Raw genomic sequence first — 541 nt, 5'->3', positions numbered from 1 at the left:
GCGTTTCCGGCGTCCGGTCCGCCCTGCCGGAGGTGTGGCGGTGAGCCAGCCCGGCGGCCCGCCACTGAACGGCACGGTGCGGAAGGCCAGGTCGGCATCTGACGCGGGCTCGCGGCGGCTGTCCCGGCCGCTCGCGGGCGGGGGCCGTGGTCCTCCGCTCCTGGTGGGGGTCGCCCTTGGCCGTCCGGGTCGGGGTGTCGAGCAGGGTGTCGTCCGGGTGTCGCGACCCGCGGCGCGTTTCCGGCGTCCGGTCCGCCCTGCCGGAGGTGTGGCGGTGAGCCCGCCCGGCGGTCCGCCGCCGAACGGCACGGTGTGGAAGGCCGCGGCCGTCCGGCCCGTCGTCGGTCGCGGGGTCGGCGCCTGGCGGGGGCTCACGGCGGCTGTCCCGGCCGCTCCGGGCCGGGGCCGTGGTCCTCCGCTCCTGGCGGGGGTCGCCCTTGGCCGTCCGGGTCGGGGTGCCGAGCAGGGTGTCGTCCGGGTGTCGCGACCCGCGGCGCGTTTCCGGCGTCCGGTCCGCCCTGCCGGAGGTGTGGCGGTGAGC

The sequence above is a fragment of the Kitasatospora putterlickiae genome, from assembly GCF_039527695.1.
Classification (GTDB): domain Bacteria; phylum Actinomycetota; class Actinomycetes; order Streptomycetales; family Streptomycetaceae; genus Kitasatospora; species Kitasatospora putterlickiae.
The sequence above is the reverse complement of the archived record's forward strand: the minus strand, read 5'-3'. Positions refer to the sequence as shown.